Origin of the sequence: Pseudomonas sp. W22_MBD1_FP4 (assembly GCF_052113765.1) — a bacterium.
GTDB classification, from domain to species: Bacteria; Pseudomonadota; Gammaproteobacteria; order Pseudomonadales; family Pseudomonadaceae; genus Aquipseudomonas; species Aquipseudomonas sivasensis.
Map to the genome: position 1 here is coordinate 33,257 of NZ_JBGQOI010000016.1, position 15,258 is coordinate 48,514.

The 15,258-nt window shown below is 57.2% G+C and carries 10 protein-coding genes and 1 pseudogene; 8 read left to right on the plus strand and 3 right to left on the minus strand.

The features are described from left to right. Window positions 1-105: 105 nt before the first annotated feature. Window positions 106-1,596 carry an aldehyde dehydrogenase family protein gene (locus tag ACEN2T_RS20175; protein ID WP_442117378.1) on the minus strand — a complete coding sequence of 497 codons (1,491 nt, stop codon included), beginning with the start codon at window positions 1,594-1,596 and terminating at the stop codon, window positions 106-108. Between the two features lie 476 nt (window positions 1,597-2,072). On the opposite strand from ACEN2T_RS20175, the gene peaA reads away from it, so the two are divergent. The 8 genes and pseudogenes from peaA (at window position 2,073) to ACEN2T_RS20215 (ending at window position 13,305) form a co-directional block, all read left to right on the plus strand. Further along, window positions 2,073-3,653: a quinohemoprotein amine dehydrogenase subunit alpha gene (gene peaA / locus ACEN2T_RS20180; protein ID WP_442117379.1), complete on the plus strand. Its 1,581-nt coding sequence runs from the start codon at window positions 2,073-2,075 to the stop codon at window positions 3,651-3,653. Window positions 3,654-3,734: 81 nt separating this feature from the next. Beyond that, window positions 3,735-5,165 (plus strand): quinohemoprotein amine dehydrogenase maturation protein, encoded by a 1,431-nt coding sequence (gene peaB, locus ACEN2T_RS20185; protein WP_442117380.1) that lies wholly within the window; start codon window positions 3,735-3,737, stop codon window positions 5,163-5,165. Window position 5,166: 1 nt separating this feature from the next. Further along, a complete protein-coding gene (gene qhpC / locus ACEN2T_RS20190) occupies window positions 5,167-5,490 on the plus strand; it encodes a quinohemoprotein amine dehydrogenase subunit gamma (RefSeq protein ID WP_007933151.1) in 324 nt (107 codons plus the stop codon). A 23-nt stretch (window positions 5,491-5,513) separates the two neighbouring features. After that, window positions 5,514-6,632, plus strand: coding sequence for a quinohemoprotein amine dehydrogenase subunit beta (gene peaD, locus ACEN2T_RS20195; RefSeq protein WP_442117381.1), 1,119 nt, complete (start codon window positions 5,514-5,516; stop codon window positions 6,630-6,632). 82 nt (window positions 6,633-6,714) lie between these two features. Continuing rightward, window positions 6,715-8,403, plus strand: coding sequence for an AMP-binding protein (locus ACEN2T_RS20200; protein ID WP_442117382.1), 1,689 nt, complete (start codon window positions 6,715-6,717; stop codon window positions 8,401-8,403). Between the two features lie 768 nt (window positions 8,404-9,171). Beyond that, the gene (locus ACEN2T_RS20205) at window positions 9,172-10,560 is read left to right on the plus strand and encodes a PepSY-associated TM helix domain-containing protein (protein WP_442117383.1); all 1,389 of its coding nucleotides are present in this window, start codon (window positions 9,172-9,174) and stop codon (window positions 10,558-10,560) included. A gap of 18 nt (window positions 10,561-10,578) precedes the next feature. Beyond that, window positions 10,579-11,043 (plus strand): annotated as a pseudogene (locus tag ACEN2T_RS20210) (DUF2946 domain-containing protein). A 237-nt stretch (window positions 11,044-11,280) separates the two neighbouring features. Beyond that, entirely contained in the window at window positions 11,281-13,305 is a 2,025-nt protein-coding gene (locus ACEN2T_RS20215; protein ID WP_442117384.1) for a methyl-accepting chemotaxis protein, read from the plus strand. Between the two features lie 27 nt (window positions 13,306-13,332). On the opposite strand, the gene ACEN2T_RS20220 is transcribed toward ACEN2T_RS20215, so the two are convergent. Further along, window positions 13,333-14,448 (minus strand): TerB N-terminal domain-containing protein, encoded by a 1,116-nt coding sequence (locus ACEN2T_RS20220; RefSeq protein WP_442117385.1) that lies wholly within the window; start codon window positions 14,446-14,448, stop codon window positions 13,333-13,335. Window positions 14,449-14,646: 198 nt separating this feature from the next. Continuing rightward, window positions 14,647-15,087 (minus strand): hypothetical protein, encoded by a 441-nt coding sequence (locus ACEN2T_RS20225; RefSeq protein ID WP_442117450.1) that lies wholly within the window; start codon window positions 15,085-15,087, stop codon window positions 14,647-14,649. Window positions 15,088-15,258: the final 171 nt, after the last annotated feature.

Consider the following 15,258-nt stretch of genomic DNA (forward strand, 5'->3'; position numbering starts at 1 on the left):
CTGGCCTATCGCGAGCAGGCTCGCTCCCACAGTGGTTTTGCGTCGAACACAATTTCAATGTGAGAGCGAGCTTGCTCGCGATAGCGGTCTAAAGAACGCCGCCAATCACAACTTGATCAACACCGATTTCAACTCGGTGTAATGCTCGATCGCCGCATACCCCATCTCACGCCCGACCCCCGACATCTTGTAGCCGCCAAACGGCAACGCCGGGTCCAGGGCACTGTGGCAGTTGACCCACACCGAACCCGACTTGATCCGTGGAATCATCCGGTGCACCGCCGCCAAATCGTTCGACCAAATGCTTGCTCCAAGACCATAAGGGCTGTCATTGGCCATGCGCAGCGCATCAGCCTCGTCGTCGAACGGAATCGCCACCAGCACCGGGCCGAAAATTTCTTCTTGTACCAATGAGTGCTGCTGATCGACATCGACAATCACCGTGGGTTTGACGAAGAACCCCGGCCCGAATTGCTCACCGCCGCAGGCGATGGTCGCGCCGCTTTCCCGACCTTTTTCGATGTAGCCATAAACCCGTTCCTGTTGCCGCGCGGAGATCAGCGGGCCCATTTCGACACTGGGGTCCAGGCCATTGCCGAGTTTCATTGCATTGGCGATGTCGGCGATATCCGCCACCACATTGTCGAAATGTTTGCGCTGCACATACAGCCGCGAACCAGCGCAGCAGACCTGGCCCTGGTTGAAGAAAATCGCACTGGCGGCACCCGCGGCAGCGGCCTTCAGGTCGGCATCGGCCATGACGATGGTCGGCGATTTGCCGCCTAGTTCCAGGGTCACCCGGGTCATGGATTCCATGGCGATCTTGCCGATCTGCTTACCTACAGCGGTGGAGCCGGTGAACGTCAGCTTGTCGACCAATGGGTTGTGAGTCAGGGCGGAGCCCGCCGTGATACCGGTGCCGGTGACCACGTTGAACACACCTTCGGGGTAACCGGCTTCCAGCACCAGCTCAGCAAGCTTCAGCGCGGTCAGCGGCGTTTCGTCGGCGGGTTTGAGCACGATGGTGCAACCGGTGGCCAGGGCCGGGCCGAGTTTCCAGCAAGCCAGCAGCAGCGGGAAATTCCAGGCGACGATGGCCCCGACCACGCCCACCGCTTCGCGGCGAATGAAACTGTGGAATTGATCGTTGGGCATCAGCGGCAGCGACACGTCAACGCTGGAGCCTTCGATCTTGGTTGCCCAACCGGCCATGTAGCGCAGGAAGTCGATGGACAGTTGCACGTCCATCACTTGAGCCACTGCCGCGCTCTTACCGTTGTTCAGGCATTCGAGTTGCGCCAGCAGTTCGGCGTCGCGCTGCATCAGGTCGGCGAGTTTCCACAACAGGTTCTGCCGCTCCCGAGGGCGGGTGCGCGTCCAGGCGGAATCGTCGAAGGCCTGGCGGGCGGCGAGCACCGCGCGGTCGACATCCTCGGGCGTGGCCCGTGGCACTACGCACAATACTTCGCCGGTGGCCGGGTTGTGCAGGGGCATGGTCTGGCCGTCGGCGGCCTCGACCCAGTCGCCGCCGATGAGCATACGTGGGGCGCGTTGGACGAAGGCCGAGGTGGCGGGTAGCAGATAAGGCAGGGGCATGATGAGACCTCTTGTTGTGCGTGAGAAACGTGGATTTCTAAGGTTGGCAATGGCTGTGCCAAGTACCAGGAACGGGCAGATGGCCCTTTGTGGCGGGGGTTCTAGCGATGAAAAGGGAAGAGTGGCACCCAGGTGTTGTCGCAAATCGCGACAACACATGAGACGACGAGCAGCGCTCCTTGTTCTGAAACGTCGCCGCTGGATAAGAAGTGTTTCCGGCGAGGACATCTATGCTTGTCTCAGAGTGCAACAGCTGTCGCGATATTAGACGCAGACGGTCTTTTTCTGACGCGCCAGAACTTCAAAATCACCCCGTAACTAATTGATTAACAGGATTATCGTTAAGCTGGCACGCTCCGTGTATTGCTCATTGCAGACGTTTCTCTTGCCTCCGTCAGCGGGTTGTCGCCGACGGTAGAAACCATAAAAACGATAAGCCACAAAAATAAGAAAGCACCGTGCGAGGTTCGACGTTGATGAAGAGAAAACTCCGATCAGGCCTGAGCGTCAGTCTGCTGGCCGTGGCGGCCTGTGTGGCGCTGCATTCGCCTTACAGCCTGGCAGCTCGCGACGCCCAGACCATCCTCAAGGAAACCTGTCAGGGCTGTCACACCCCCGAAGCCGATAACGCCCTGAGCCGTATCAGCCACCAGCGCAAATCGCCGGAAGGCTGGCTGATGAGCATTGCTCGTATGCAGGTCATGCACGGTGTGCAGATCAGCGATGACGACCGCCGAACCCTGGTCAAATACCTGGCCGACACCCAAGGCTTGGCGCCGAGCGAGACTGACGGTGTGCGTTATGCGCTGGAGCGACGGCTCAATACCGTCGAGAAATTCGACGACCAGACCAGCCAGATGTGCGGCCGTTGCCACTCCGGTGCGCGGGTTGCCCTGCAACGTCGACCCGCCCAGGAGTGGGAGCGCCTGGTTAACTTCCACCTCGGCCAATGGCCTTCTCTCGAATACCAGGCCTTGTCCCGCGACCGCGATTGGTTCGATCTGGCCCGCAAAGAGATGGTGCCGCTGCTCGCGAAGCGTTATCCGCTGGACAACCCAGCCTGGAAAAAATGGCTGGGCAGCACGCCGAAAGCCGAGGCGCTGGTCGGCGACTGGAACTTCAGCGGGCACCTGCCGGGTAAAGGCGAACTGGCCGGCGTCATGAGCGTGACTGCCGATGGCAGCGACACGTTCAAGGTCAGCGTCAAAGGCCAATACGCCGATGGCAGCCCGTTCAACGGCGATGGCAGTGCGATTCTCTACACCGGTTACGAATGGCGCGGCAACGTGACCATCGATGGCTTGACCATGCGCCAGGTATTCGCCGCCCAGGGCAACGCTATGCAGGGCCGGATGTTCGAGGCCGAGCATGACGAGCGAGGTCTGGACTTCGTCGCTGCCAAACAGGGTTCCAACCGTTTACTGGCGGTGCAGCCGGGTTATCTGAAGGCGGGCAGCGAAACCGAAGTCACCCTGATCGGCAGCGGTCTCACGGGCAAACCGAACTTTGGCAAGGGCGTGGAAGTGGTCCAGGTGCTGGAACAGACGCCCGAGCGCCTACGGGTCAAACTCAAGGCGGCTGCCACTGCACAACCGGGCCTGCGCAACGTCACGGTCGGCACGCTGAAAGGCCCGACACTGTCGGTCTACAGCAAGATCGCCGAAGTCAAAGTCGTGCCCGAGTTCTCGGTGGCGCGGATCGGCGAGGGCGGTGGTTCGACGCCGAAAGTCCAGGGCCGTTTCGATGCTGAAGCTTGGGGCAAGGGTGCTGACGGCAAGCCCTATCGCATCGGCGTGTTCCCGGCACAATGGTCGGTCGAGGCTTTCGATGACCGCGCCAAAGAGGATGAAGACGTCAAGTTTGCCGGCACCATGCAGGCCGATACCGGCGTGTTTACCCCAGGCGATGCCGGGCCGAACCCGCAGCGCAAGATGTCCACCAACAATGCCGGCAACCTCAAGGTGATTGCCGCCGTCGACGACGCGGGAAGATCTCTGACCGGCGAAGGCCACATGATCGTCACCGTGCAACGCTGGAACAATCCACCCATTCCATAAGTTGGCTGTTGTTAGTGGTTTCAGACACCTTTCGGAATGACCGCAGGCCTCGTGAGTTGAGGCTTGCACAGGAGGTTTGCAATGGGCGCTATTTTGAATCTGGTCGAACGAAATCTGCACGAAGTGCATGTCGACGCCGACCGCATGCTGTTTCATATTCCCAGCAGTTCGCTGTTCGCCAGCGATGAACTGACGGGCACCATCATCGATACCTTGCGTGGTCCTGGCTGTTCGTCTGATGACCTGATCCAGCGCTTGGCCGCACGCTTCAACGGCGAAGAAGTCGCCGAAACCCTGCGTGAGCTGATCTCCCTGGAACTGGTCAGCGACGGCTCGCCACTGACCCCGGACATCGGTACCAAACGCGTCGAGCGCACCGCGATCAATACCGTGGTGCTCAACGTCAACACGGGCTGCAATCTGAGCTGCACCTACTGCTACAAAGAAGACCTCGACAAGCCCTCGGCCGGCAAGAAGATGGACGTTGAAACCGCAGTCGCTTCGGTAGAAATGCTGCTGCGCGAATCCCCGGATGAGGAGCGTTTCACTGTGGTGTTCTTCGGGGGAGAGCCTCTGAGCAATCGCAAGCTGATCGAGTACATGGTCGACTACTGCGAGAAGCGTTTCAGCGAGGCGGGCAAGTTCGTCGAGTTCGTCATGACCACCAACGCCACGCTGCTCACCGAAGACACCGTGGACTATCTCAACGCCCATCGCTTCGGGCTCTCGGTCAGTATCGACGGGCCGAAAACCGTGCACGACCGCAACCGGATCACCGTGGGCGGGCAGGGCACGTATGACGTGGTGCGGCGCAAGGCCGAGATGCTGCTGTCGCGCTACAACAGCCGCCCGGTCGGCGCGCGGGTAACCCTGACCACGGGCGTCACCGACGTCGAAACGATCTGGGATCACCTGTTCAACGAACTGGGCTTTGCCGAGGTCGGTTTTGCTCCGGTGACGTCCGGAGATATCAGCAGCTTCAACCTGTCCAGCGACGAGCTGATCGAAGTCTTCGCCAATATGAAAAAGCTTGGTCGGCGTTATCTGGACGCGGCGCTGGAGCACCGCAATATCGGTTTTTCCAACCTGCACCAGTTGATCACCGACATTCATGAAGGCCACAAAAAGGCTCTGCCTTGCGGCGCGGGACTGAAGATGCTGGCGGTGGACCACAAGGGCGAACTGAACCTGTGCCACCGCTTTACCGGTTCGAGCCTGCCAACGTTCGGCAACGTTCACAGCGGGGTGAAACAGGTCGAGCTGAACAACTTCCTGTCCCAGCGCCTGGACCGCACCAACACCGGTTGCGAAGACTGCCAGATCCGCAATCTCTGCTCCGGCGGCTGCTACCACGAGAGCTACGCCCGATACGGCGACCCGACTCATCCGACCTATCACTACTGCGAACTGATGCGTGACTGGGTCGACTTCGGCATCGAGGTCTACACCCGGATCATGGCTCACAACCCTGCGTTTATCAGCAGCTACATCACTCCGCGCAAGGCTCACTGATATGAAACATCTCAAGGCAATCAACAACAAAGCCCAGAAGCTAGATCAGGCCGCGGCCGAAAACCGTATCGAAGAAGTGGTGGCGATGAGTTCCGTCGCCGGCTGCGCCTCGACCACCGACCCAGGTTGGGAAATCGACGCGTTTGGCGGCGTGTCGTCGCTGTGCCAACCGATGGAAGCCGACCTGTATGGATGCTCCGACCCATGCTGGTGGCCGGCCCAGGTGCCGGACATGATGAGCACCTACCCGGACTGGAACAAGGATGCCCAGGCGTCCAACGAAAACTGGCGCAACCTCGGCACTGTCTTTCCAAAAGACAAGTGATTGGACAAAAAAAGGATTCCAGCATGCAATGCATCAAAGCCTGCGGCTTGGCCGCGTTCGGTGTCCTGAGCGCTCTATCGCTCAATGTTCTGGCCGATGAAAACACTGCGCTGCAAAGCGGTCACGAGTACATGGTGACCACCAATTATCCGAACAACCTGCACGTGATCGACCTGGCAACCGACAGCTTGTTCAAGACCTGCAAAATGCCGGGCGCCTTCGGTCCTGGCACCGTGCAGCTGTCGCCGGATCGCAAGACCGCCTACGTGCTGAACAACCATTACGCGGATGTCTACGGCGTTGAGCTCGACAACTGCAAACAGGTCTTCCACGCCAGCATTACCCAGAAACCGGGGGAAAAAGCGAAGTCGATGTTTGCCTTTACCCTCAGCCATGACGGCAAGGAATTGTTTGCCATCGCCAACCCGACGTTGATGCTCAACGATCGTTACGAGGTGCAGCAACCCCGGCTTGATGTGTACGCCACCGATGCCGGCATGGACGCTAAACCCGTGCGCAGTTTCCCGGCGCCGCGGCAGCTGACCATCATGCAAAGCGGTGACGATGGCACGTTGTATGTGGCGGGAGCGGATGTTTACAAGGTCAACGTGAACACCGGCAAGTTCGACGTGCTGATCCCCAGTCGTCATTGGAAACGTGCCAATTACAGCGCACCGGATGTGCTCTATGTGTGGAACCAGCAGACCTACCGTCATGATTTTTCGCTGCTCTACACCGCTGCGAAATTCAAGGATAAGAAGCAGGACCCGGCCACCGCCGAGTACCTCTATGGGCTGTTCAGCATTGACCTGAAAACCGGCAAGACTGAAACCACCGACTTCGGCCCCCTGACGGAAATCTATTTCAGTGGCATGCGCTCGCCCAAGGACCCGAACCTGATGTTCGGCGTGCTCAACCGGCTGGCCAAGTACGACATCAAGCAGAAAAAAATGCTTCAGGCCGCCACGCTGGATCATTCCTACTACTGCATTTCGTTCAACAAGGCCGGCAGCAAGGTTTACCTGGCGGGTACCTTCAACGACGTAGCAGTGTTCGATGCCGACAGTTTGAAGCAGGTCGGCAACATCAAATTGCCCGGTGGTGACATGGCGATTACCACGGCGCAAATATTCACTCGCTAAACACAAAGAGGGACAGCCATTCAACAAGGGCCCTGCGGGGTAACCCCCCGGCCCACATCTGGATCGTACAGAGAGAATCGATATGAGTGTTCCCAGTTACACCAGTGGACTGCAAACCACACCCTTGCTGGCGATGACCATTGGCGCGGCGTTCGACCGAGCGGTGGAACTGTTCACCGATCGCGAAGCTTTGGTCGTACGGCATCAAGGGCTGCGCTACACCTGGGCACAGTTGGCCGAGGAGGTGGATTGTTGCGCCCGAGGATTGCTCGCGCTGGGCCTCAAGGCCGGTGAACGGGTAGGCATCTGGTCGCCGAACTGCGCGCAATGGTGCGTCTCCCAGTTCGCAACCGCCAAGGTGGGAGCGGTATTGGTGAACATCAACCCGGCTTACCGTCTGACCGAGCTTGAGTACACGCTCAAGCAATCGGGGTGTCGCTGGCTGATTTGTGCCGACTCGTTCAAGACTTCCAACTATCACGCGATGCTTCACGAACTGCTGCCCGAACTCCACCACTGCGCTATCGGCGCACTTGAAAGCGGCCGATTGCCTGAGTTGCGGGGCGTAATCAGCCTTGGCGACACGCCGGCTGACGGTATGTTGTCATGGGAGGGCCTGTTGGACCTGGCGCAAAGAGTGGATCCGCAACAACTGCGGCAATGCGGTGAGCAACTGCAGTTCGACGACCCCGTCAACATCCAGTACACCTCGGGCACCACTGGATTTCCCAAAGGCGCCACCCTCAGTCACTACAACATCTTGAATAACGGTTTTATGGTCGGTGAAAGCCTGAAGCTCAGCGAGCGCGACAGGTTAGTGATACCTGTGCCGCTGTATCACTGCTTCGGCATGGTCATGGGCAATCTGGGTTGTGTCACTCACGGAACGACAATGATCTACCCCAGTGCCGCCTTCGATCCCCTGGAGACCTTGCGGGCCGCTGCACAGGAGAAAGCGACCGGCATGTATGGCGTGCCGACGATGTTCATTGCGATGCTAGACCACCCGGAGCGGCAGTCATTGGACTTGAGCCATCTACGAACGGGCATCATGGCCGGCTCCACCTGCCCGATCGAAGTCATGAGGCGGGTGATCGACGACCTGCACCTCAAGGAGATACAGATCGCTTACGGAATGACCGAAACCAGTCCGGTCTCCGCACAGACCGGCCCGGACGACGATATTGAGCACCGAGTCAGCAGTGTCGGCCGCACTCAGCCCCATTTGGAAAGCAAGGTCGTCGATGAGCAAAACCGAATCGTTCCTCGCGGTCAGATCGGCGAACTGTGTACCCGAGGCTACAGCGTGATGCTCGGCTACTGGAACAACCCGCAAGCAACCGCGGAGGCCATCGACAACGCACGCTGGATGCACACCGGCGACTTGGCAATCATGGATGAGAAGGGTTACCTGAAGATCATCGGGCGCAATAAGGACATGATCATTCGGGGCGGCGAGAATGTTTATCCACGCGAAATCGAAGAGTTCTTCTTTACTCATCCTTCGGTGGCAGACGTGCAGGTCATCGGTGTGCCGGACAAAGTCTACGGAGAAGAGATTGTAGCTTGGCTCAGGTTGCATGAGGGGCACCAGGTAAGCGCCGACGAGTTGCGCGAGTACTGCAAAGGCCGGATCGCTCACTTCAAGACGCCGCGCCATTTCAAGTTCGTTGACGATTTTCCGATGACCGTCAGCGGCAAGGTGCAGAAGTTCCGCATGCGTGAAGTAAGCGTAGAGGAACTGGGAGCTCCAATAGGGGATTTTTTATAGTAGCCGGCTTTTCGCCGTAAGCCGCTTTGACCGCCGGGACCCGGTTACAAGCTAAGGAAACTCTGAAAAAGACTTTCTGGTGTGTTCGAAAAAAGTACGGCGCCAGACGGCGCAGTACCGACTTCCAGCTCGAGCAGTCGCTGGGGCCGGAAGATCTTTGGTTGGTTTGCTGCCACTCTCATACGGGTCATCACACAGCTGTGTTTTGACACAGTTAGAGATGCTAAATTACTCGCCATGAATGTATTCCGAACCCACTGCTCGCCCATCGCCTGGATACTGTACGCAGTTATCTTGTTCAATGGTCTTGCGTGCAGTATCGGTCACGGTCAGATGATGGCCGCTTTTACCGGTAACGCTGTGGCCTCAGGTTCCCACGACGGCCTTGGGATGTCGGACATGCATCGAGGCCATCATGCAGGTGATCACGAGATGCACATGCCCATGGACGGATCTTCAAAAAAAATGGGCGCGTCAGGAAGCATGAAGGCGCAGTCGGGAGACTGTTCGTTTGCCGGAACACTGACGCTTGCAATGATTTTTTTCGTTGCACTGGGCTGGCTGATCCGGACCCGCAGCCCCCGTTTTGTGTTGCCTGGCCTCTGGCACGGGAAGTTATCAAGGCACACGCTCCCGGCACTCAATCCACAGGCCCCTTAACGCCTTTCGTGGAACTTTGAGTATCGCTCGCAAGAGCATCCAATACTGAATTTATAGTCTTCTGGGATGTGATCCCGGTCGGCCGCGTTTACACGTTGGTGAGTCCCTATGTCTGCATCATCTTCAAGCCCGGAGCCAAAGCCGTCCATGGCGTTTGCCGCCTTTCTGAAGCGGCTCCATTTTTACATCGGCGTATTCGTCGGTCCCTTCATGCTGGTCGCGACCTTGAGTGGTGTCGTCTATGCACTGACCCCTCAGATCGAAGATTCGCTCTACGCACATGCCCTGCACACAGACAGCCGTGGCTCCGCTATGAGCTTGCAGGCTCAGATTCAACGCGCACAGGCATCGGCGGGTCCAGGCCTAAGCGTGGCAGCGGTTCGCCCGGCCCCGCGGGAAGGGGATACCACTCGAGTTATGTTCAGCGATCCGGGCTTTGGCCCGTCAGAGCATCGGGCGCTGTTCGTGGATCCGGTGAGTGGCGAAATTCGCGGGGACATGAAGGTTTACGGTACTAGTGGTGTGCTACCGTTACGCACCTGGATCGATCAGTTTCATCGAGGTCTTTTGCTGGGGGATATCGGCAGGATTTACAGCGAGTTGGCGGCTTCATGGTTGTGGGTAGCTGCACTTGGTGGTCTGGTGCTGTGGGCAGTTCGCCGTCGTCGGCAGAGCCGTGAGCGCGGCAATGTGCGCCGCTGGCATGCCACTACCGGAGTATGGCTGCTGCTGGGGCTGCTTTTTTTCTCGGCCACCGGTTTGACGTGGTCACAGTACGCCGGCGATAACATCGGCGTGTTGCGTGCCTACTATGGCTGGTCAACCCCGAGTGTGGCCACCTCATTGGGCAAGTCGGCGGCGATGCCGATGCCCGTGGGCGAGCACGCCGAGCATCATATACACATGGCACCAATGGCACAGGCATCCATGGTGGACGCTGCTTTGTTCGACAGTATTCTGGCCAGCGCGCGTGGCGCGCATATCGATGCTGCCAAGGTTGAAATCAGGCCATCTACTAGTAGTGACAAGGCTTGGGTTGTCAGCGAGATAGATCGCAATTGGCCGACGCAAGTGGATGCCGTGTCGATCGACCCGCAAACACTGGAAGTGGTCGACCACGTAAGGTTTTCAGAATACTCGTTGCCCGCCAAGCTCACCCGCTGGGGCATTGATGCTCACATGGGCGTGTTGTTTGGTCTGGCCAATCAATTGGTGCTGGTGGTCTTCGCCAGTGGCCTGGCGGTCATGGTTGTCATGGGTTATGTAATGTGGTGGCGACGTCGTCCAACGCTTTCTTTGGCGCGCAATCAGCAGGCAACGCTCTTGAACCTCTGGCGCTCATTGACTCCGGGCGCGCAATGGGCCTTGATCCTGGCAGCACTGTCGATTGGCTTTGCGCTGCCCGTACTGGGCGTCAGTCTCCTGGGCTTTATCATCCTGGATTCGCTACTGGGCTATCGGAAAGCTGTGAGCCGCTGTGTCGAAGGCAAGGTGTAATCCTCAAGTGCGCGGATGATGCGTAACAGCCACCTGATCGGAGCATGGCTAAGTCTGTTCGCCATGCTGATGATCTTCGCCGGTCCTCTGAACAGTCAGGGGATCAGCCTTACCCGCGACAAAAGCCAGCCGATGCGAATGGCTGGCATGAGCCAGATGCTTCATCATGCCTCTGCCAACAATCCACATGATTTGATTGTCTGAGAACAGTGTGGTTGTTGTTCGTTGCTGTTCCAGCACCCCGCACTTGCCGAATCCAACCTGCCCGCGTTGTGGCTACAGGTTCCATCCCCGCAGTATCGAGCTGCCCACTTCATTTCCCAGCTAACCACTGCTCCTGTATTTCCAGGTGCGCAAAGCAGAATTCCACCGGTTGGCTCGCCGACCTTGCGTCGCTGCTGGGGTATAGATGAGAGACAAATGACCTCCAGCACAGATCAATCCGGTAGCGACCTCAGCGCTTCCCATACGAGACTCCCTTGAAGCACTGATGGCTCGGAGACATCACTGCTTTCAAAGCGTTCCTAAGTTGTACAAAAATAAATATATGTACAACTTTTCATAAAGTTCTCAATCTCAATGCCGACAGGATGTCTGAACGTTAAGTACATAAAACGTGATTAGCCGAATGAGCCAGACAGAGCCAGGCATTCGAGAAAACGGAGTGTTCTCAACTACACATTAACTACAAACCATCCCGATCCGGGCTGTGAGAACTCTATGAATATCCTTGCTCCTGCCGTGCACCTGGCTAACCGATTACGCTTCCCCACGAAATTCGGTGTGCTCGCAATCATTGTCTTCATCCCTCTGGTTCTACTCGGTACGCGCGTCATCCATCAGATAAACCAGAGCCTTGAGGTTATTCGCTCGGAACAATTGGGCCAGCGCTATCTGTTGGACGTCACACCTGTACTGCGCTTATCAATGTTGCAACGCGCGTTGACGAACCGCTTTCTCAGCGGTGATAGAACCGCTCAAGCCGATCTATCGGCCAACCAGACGAAGCTGGAGGACGCGTTTTCGAAACTGGCTGGAACCGACCGACAACTCAACACACAGCTGGAAACCGGTGATCGAGTGCAGCGTCTGCACTCTGGGGCGCAGCGTTTGATTGAGCTGGCGAAAGCGGATGCAGACCAGAGCGCCATCTTCGACCACTGGAACGATCAGCTCACCGAGACGTTGAACTTCGTGTACTACGTATCGGCCACGTCGGGCATGGTGCTGGATGAAGATTACGCATCGTTGTTCATGATCGATCAGAGCACCTTGAGGCTGCCACGACAAATCAATATCGTCGGGCAATTGCGCGGGCTGGCCAGCGGGCTACATGACGGGCAAACGTTGAGTGCGGGGGGGCGTAGCGTTATCAAATCGATGCTCAAAAATGAGTTACTCATCCACAAAGAACTTCAACAAAGCCTCGCCCTGTTGCGTCGCAGAGAACCTGCCCTCGCCGATAGTATTCAGGCACCGATCACCAGTGCTTTTGTGAGCCTGGACAGTTTCCGTGCTGACCTCGAAGTATTGATTGACGCACCAAGCGACACCATCACCGGCGTTCAGAACTTGCCGGCCAAGGGCAATGCGGTGGTGGCTCAGTTGTACAAAGCGCAAGACACGCTGCAAGACGCACTTTTGAATGCGCTTGAACGCCGAGTTCAGGAAAAAACGTCGGAACGACTATTCATTCTTGGCATGTTTGTCGTTCTTGGCCTGTTGCTGGTGTATGTGTTCAGCGGCATCTACAGCGCCATGCGTCGCACGATCAACGATGTTTTGATTGCCACCCAACTCATTGCTCAGGGCGACCTGAGCGTGCGAGTTCAAGTGCGCGGCAAAGATGAAATGGCCGACGTGGGCAACGGCCTTAACCATATGGTGCAAGCCTTTGGCTCCTCGCTTGCCCATGTCGAGCGCAGTTCACAATCTGTCTCCGATGCGGCGGAGCGCATTGGGGTGTCGATTGACCTGGCTAAACGGGCGATGAGCGCCCAGCAAAGCGAAACCGAACAAGTCGCTACGGCTATCAACGAGATGACCACCAGCGTTGCGGACGTGGCGCAGAACACCGAGGGTGCTGCCCATGCCGCTGGGCACGCCAGCCAGTCCTCCAACACCGGCCTTGCGAAGATGCAGGAAACCCGCGTGACTATTGAAGCCTTGGCCGATGAGGTAGAGCGCAGTGCGCAAAAGGTTTCGGCGCTTGCGCAACACAGCCAGCAGATCGGCGGCGTTATTGAGGTGATCCGTAACATTGCTGATCAAACGAACCTGCTGGCGTTGAACGCGGCCATTGAGGCGGCCCGTGCCGGTGAGCAGGGTCGAGGATTCGCGGTGGTCGCCGACGAGGTCAGAACTCTGGCCTCGCGCACACAAAACTCAACCGAAGAGATCCGCCGGATTATCCTGGAGCTGCAACTGGCGACAGGCGATGCCGTCGAGCAAATGAAAGCGGGCAAACTGCGCGCTCAGGAATGCATCGAATCCGCTGATCAGGCCTCGACTAGCCTGGATGCAATCAATGACGGCGTTGAGCAAATCGTGGGAATGAACACCCAGATAGCCAGCGCGGCGGTTCAGCAGCACGCCGTCTCGGAGGATATCAATCGCAATGTGACCGAGATTCGTAACGGGAGCGTTGCGCTGATGGAGGGCATAGAGGACAACGCTGTGACTGCGGAGGAGCTCACGCTACTGGCAGGGGAGCTGCGTAGTGTCGTTTCGCGTTTCAAACTATAGCCAGCACAGGGAAGGGGCAACTCCCATTCATAGGGTTCCCCCATTCTTTGCGTACGCGCTTACCGATAGGATCAGACCCGCAGGATGGAAGCTTGCGTATTTGAGCTTGAACAGTGTTGAGAAGACTTCTTTACAGCGTGTCACCGGGGTGCGTTTACCGATGTTGGGGTCGGCTAGCGCCCATGCCAACGCCAAGTCTGCATCCAGTGGACGCTTGTTGGAGGCGTGTTGCCCCAAACCTATGCGCAGCGGCAGTGGCATTTCGTAGCTTAAAGCAGCAGCTTCGGGAGGCTGACCAAGATAGAGATTTGGGTCAACAGCAGTGTTTTCCGGGTAGTCCAGTAAGCCGCCCGCATATCCCCTGAACGACCGGGTTTCCCCATAAATACTCAATAGGCGCTGGACTTCTTTGACTATCAAAGGAGTCTCAGCAATTACCTTGGGACTCTCTATGCTACCAGCGAGTACCCGGCGCTCCAGTCCATAGAAAAACAAAAAGACGTAGCCGGTGTCCGCCAGTGGATCATTACGCCCACCTGCAAGCCATTGAAGGTATCCGCGCCGAGCCTCCGGTGTAATGGAATGAAAACTTGGCCAGTAAGACATCAGTTGCTCTTCAATATCGACGTATGTCTTGGCAATCCGGAGTTTTGGGTTGATCAGTGAGGGCTCTTGCGCGTCGTATCGGCCACCAAGCGTACTCCCGATATAGAACATACCGCCGGGAAGCGAAAAGCCAGAAACAGTGACAGACTCGCCTGCCGGCACCCAGCGGGCATCAGACCTCTGTGAGCCTGCATCTGGAATTTTAAAGGAGGTGGAGGGGCGCGAGCCGAGTTGGACGGTATAAAACTCGGGACTTTCTTCAACTTCCATATTGCTCGTCGAAACCTCACGCATAGAGAACGTTAGGCCTGTACGTTTTGGCTCCTGCAGCTGAGTTGCTTCTGAAGCTGACGTTGGGATTGGATCGCGCTGTCGCTTTGCGCGATGAACCAGCAGCCATAGAATCGCGCCGATGCAAGCTATGACACCAATGGCGATCCAAGCACTCTTCGGGATCGCAGCGACTGCACTGAAGGCTAGTGCAAAAATAATCAGGATGCCGGTGCCACTGGAGCTTTTTGCCTTCTTCCTTGCCATGAGTCATTTCAACCTTGAAAAATGGGTGATGGCGCAATGGCAGTATCCGACAATTTCAACGTTTGGGCCAAGGGCTTAGCAGTGCGAGTGATCGGAAAAATGAATAACCCTGCGGAGGCAGCGTCACCGATGCATGCCATGGCTGTCCGCCAATAGCCAGCGACAGTGCTTGCGAGGTCGTCCCCTCTCGCTCGCGTTCTATCGTTTTAGTAAATCAACTAAAATTTCTGCCGACTCTCCATCGTCACTGCTTTTTTGATTGGCTAGCTTGGTCAAGTCTGGAGTGAAAGTTACAATCATTCCGGTTACGGAGCAGGTAAGCGAGAGTTCTGCATTCAGATCAATGTGCAAGTCATCGCCGCGTAATCCTTGCCATTGGACCAGATACTTCAGCGATCCGAACTTCTCCATATTCTTTAGGGCTCGGGAGACGCCACCTTTCCAGTTGAGAATAGGCAGAGCCCCTGCTTTGCAACGCTCAGCTAAATCAGGGTCTTTACGGGCGAGGCTGCGGCCATTTTCCCAACACTTGATCAGCCCTTGATCATGCTCGCGCCAGACCTGTTCATAACTCAGGCCTTGGCGATCAGGCTCGGAAAAAGAGTGATGAAGGACAGACGATCGCGTCGTCCGTTCCACAGTTCCTAGTCCTGCCGTCCTGTCCTCTGAACGATCAGCAGGAACTGTCTTGACCTCCGATTCCGCGAACCAACCTCCAGCCTTGATTTTCTTAAGCGCCTGCTCAGGACTTGATGACCAGAGCACTAGCGCGAGGCTTTCTCGTGCTCGGCTGCAGGTGACGTAAAGCAA

Coding starts and splice junctions, on each gene's coding strand:
- ACEN2T_RS20175 (WP_442117378.1), bottom strand. CDS start 1,596: ATGCCCCTGCCTTATCTGCTACCCGCCACCTCGGCCTTCGTCCAACGC.
- peaA (WP_442117379.1), top strand. CDS start 2,073: ATGAAGAGAAAACTCCGATCAGGCCTGAGCGTCAGTCTGCTGGCCGTG.
- peaB (WP_442117380.1), top strand. CDS start 3,735: ATGGGCGCTATTTTGAATCTGGTCGAACGAAATCTGCACGAAGTGCAT.
- qhpC (WP_007933151.1), top strand. CDS start 5,167: ATGAAACATCTCAAGGCAATCAACAACAAAGCCCAGAAGCTAGATCAG.
- peaD (WP_442117381.1), top strand. CDS start 5,514: ATGCAATGCATCAAAGCCTGCGGCTTGGCCGCGTTCGGTGTCCTGAGC.
- ACEN2T_RS20200 (WP_442117382.1), top strand. CDS start 6,715: ATGAGTGTTCCCAGTTACACCAGTGGACTGCAAACCACACCCTTGCTG.
- ACEN2T_RS20205 (WP_442117383.1), top strand. CDS start 9,172: ATGTCTGCATCATCTTCAAGCCCGGAGCCAAAGCCGTCCATGGCGTTT.
- ACEN2T_RS20215 (WP_442117384.1), top strand. CDS start 11,281: ATGAATATCCTTGCTCCTGCCGTGCACCTGGCTAACCGATTACGCTTC.
- ACEN2T_RS20220 (WP_442117385.1), bottom strand. CDS start 14,448: ATGGCAAGGAAGAAGGCAAAAAGCTCCAGTGGCACCGGCATCCTGATT.